The organism is Moorena sp. SIO2C4, assembly GCF_010672485.1.
Lineage (GTDB): Bacteria > Cyanobacteriota > Cyanobacteriia > Cyanobacteriales > Coleofasciculaceae > Moorena > Moorena producens.
The window spans coordinates 1-2,888 of sequence record NZ_JAAHGN010000980.1 but is presented as its reverse complement, the minus strand read 5'-3'; the positions used below and the strand labels follow the sequence as shown (position 1 = coordinate 2,888).

At 43.0% G+C, this 2,888-nt stretch carries 3 protein-coding genes; all 3 read right to left on the bottom strand.

Annotation, left to right across the window (positions count from 1 at the left end; all coding sequences use genetic code 11):
• Nucleotides 1-1,170: ComEC/Rec2 family competence protein (locus F6K20_RS32375; RefSeq protein ID WP_287297502.1), on the bottom strand; the 1,170-nt coding region annotated here is incomplete at its 3' end.
• Entirely contained in the window at nt 1,170-1,649 is a 480-nt protein-coding gene (locus tag F6K20_RS32370; protein WP_008178438.1) for a DUF4079 domain-containing protein, read from the bottom strand. The genes F6K20_RS32375 and F6K20_RS32370, both read right to left, overlap by 1 nt.
• A gap of 455 nt (nt 1,650-2,104) precedes the next feature.
• Nucleotides 2,105-2,888: hypothetical protein (locus F6K20_RS32365; RefSeq protein ID WP_287297501.1), on the bottom strand; the 784-nt coding region annotated here is incomplete at its 5' end.

Genomic DNA, 2,888 nt, shown 5'->3' with positions numbered 1-2,888 from the left:
CAAACGTTGGATAATCCCTGGTGCAGTGATTAGTAATCCTAGGGTGGCCAGAAAACTCAGCTGAAATCCCAAATCCCAGATCCACAAAGGATTAAATAGGAGTAACAGTGTTGCTGCTAACAAGAGTGACCCTAAAGGCTTAACTTTCCGTGCCGTCACTAAGGCAATTAGGGCACCCACCCCCATCAGAGCCGCCCGCATTACCGATGGCTGCAGTCCAGTTAATGCCACGTAAATTAACAGTACACTCAAGCTAATACTGAACTGCTTTTCCTTGCTTAAACCCCTGGTAACGGCTAAGACAAAACCCAACAGCAAAGAGACATGGAATCCAGATGCTGCTAAGGTATAGGCTAACCCAGCCTGAATAAATTGATCCCGGATATCGTAGGGCAAATCAACAGCACGACGTCCTAAAACCATTGAACTGACTAACGGACCTGTGGGAGAGCCTAAAAAGCGAACTTGGGAACGGATAATACGTTGTCGCAGTCTCCACCATCCCCAGGGTTTGCCAATAGTTTCCTCATCAAAGTTTATTTGACGCCCACTCAAACCAGCAAAAGCCCCTTGACGGGCAAGATAGGCTCCAAAGTCGAAGGCTCCGGGATTAGTCACTGGCTTGGGTTTATATAAAACCCCAGTTACGCTAATTATCTGACCTGGGTAGATACCAGTTCCTTGAAGTAATGGCACAGTCACATACAACTTGCCTGTCACTCCCTGACTGATCGCTCCCCCATCTTCGCGACTTTCAATTTCAGTTAACTGAGTAGCTTGTAACCAAAATTGTGTACGCTGAGTTCGGGTCAGGCGAGGCATACTCTCCACTTTGCCTTCAACCTTAAACAGTTGCTCTGGAGCAATGCTATTGGTTGAGGGGACATATTCGCTAATGTCATTCAGTTCTGGTTGTGGTACCCGCAATTGAAAATAGACCACCGCCAAGGCCGAGATTAGTCCTGCTGCTACCCATAATCTTGGTTTTGGTCCTGTGCGCCAGAACCTGGGGAATGCGATCGCAGCCACTATCCCTGTGACAACTAATCCTGTTACCAAAGCTCTGTACTCTTGCCAGGGAATCTCACCAGTCGGTAAGTTGAGAATCCCTGTAGACAGTAAGCCCAGAATATAAGCAAGACTTATTACTGTACCAGTGGCAGGCTTCATCAGATCGATAAACCTAGCTTTAAGCCCAAAACAACATGAAGCAATAGCAGGCAAAGTGCCGTACTTCCTAAGTAGGCATGAACGCTACGCACCAATGCTTTGTTTCCGCCAAAGCCAGTCAAGGCAATCACCCCATTAGCAGCCAGCACAATCAGTACGATTGATCCTGTCCAAAAGTGGGGGCTTTCTAGAATTGGCTGATACTGCATTACCAGAGACAAAACCCCACCCGTGTAGCCACCTGCGATAAAAATAAACATCCAGGGTGCTATTTTTCGATGATTACTGCGACTCTGTAGTGCTATTTCAGGATCAGATACTACTCGGCCACGCCATCCTGCTATTCCCACAAAGCTACCCATAATCAATACCACAATTCCCATCATCAATGGGTGTCCCCAATGCACCACTGGCTCAGGAATACCTAAAATTCTAAATTGGTTAGCAATTGGTTCTAAGAGCTGACTGAAATTTCCCACCGGTGTAAAACTATCCTCTCGATTAAGGTTGACCTAGCTTAGGTAACCATCTTTGTAGCATATTCAGAATTTGATTGGGCAACAAAATCTCACCATATCCAGATAGTGATGTTTAGATTCCTTGACACTTGTCTCAAACTAACAAACAGATAATTCAAACACTTGCAGTTCAACGTGAACAAAAAATCATACCAGATCCTAGAAGACTGGTATGATCCTTTGCTTGTCCCTAGTGCAAAGGAGACGCAGGGCTTTAGCCCCCAGGGCAAAGCCATCTAAATTTTTTTTGACAATAATTTAATAACCGACATTCCTCACTTCTCACTCCTCACTTCCTCACCCCGCCACTGTCACTACTTTGTTTATAATGATAATTTAAAAAAAAATGAGTAATACTAAATAGCTAGGATTACCCAGGAAAATTTAAAACTGGTATATATCAAAATTAGTAAATACTAATTTTTTTCTGCCGCTAATGTAGCTTTGGAGTTTTTTTGAGCAATGCCTTTATTATAGAAAAGCCAGGTAAAGATGACTAATCCAGCTTCGGTTCCTAATAAATCGTGAAGGATATGAAATAAAGCATTGAAAGTCACTTGCGGATCACTATAGGGATTCCCTCCAAATTTATCTAGAAGAAACACAAAGGTTAAATTGACTCCAACGGAGAAAATTGGGAAAAGAATAATTTTCCAATCTTGGAGTATCGTATAGCCTCGATAGGTCAACACACCCAAAACTAGAGTAAGTACAATATAGATAGGAATCTTAAAATTATCGTTACCGGCTTGATAACCTAAAGGGTACAAAATTGAAACAACTAACAGACTGATGGCAAACACAATGTTAATTAAATTGGTGATGATAGTAGTCTTCTCCACTAACCCATCCGCCCACAGCGCAAATCCTGAAATCAAGAAAAAGTAAAACATGAAATTCAGCATCGTAAAATCGTTTTGATAATACCAGCATTGGGTGACGTGCCAACCAATTTCTGAAGCGATCGCCACCATCACAAAAGCTAGCCCCAGTTGCGACGCAAAAATATTTGATGTCAGTCCTAAATTTTTTAAACTGTTGTCAAAAATTCTCATCGCCAGAGGGATGAGGGCAAAAACCAGCACGTGGGTGATAATTAATCCCAGTTTCCAACCATCGACTATACAAGTTCTAGAAGGGTCTGTCGGGGATTCTGCGATTCCGGGCAATGTGGCGAGAATATAGCCAAATCCAGCTAAA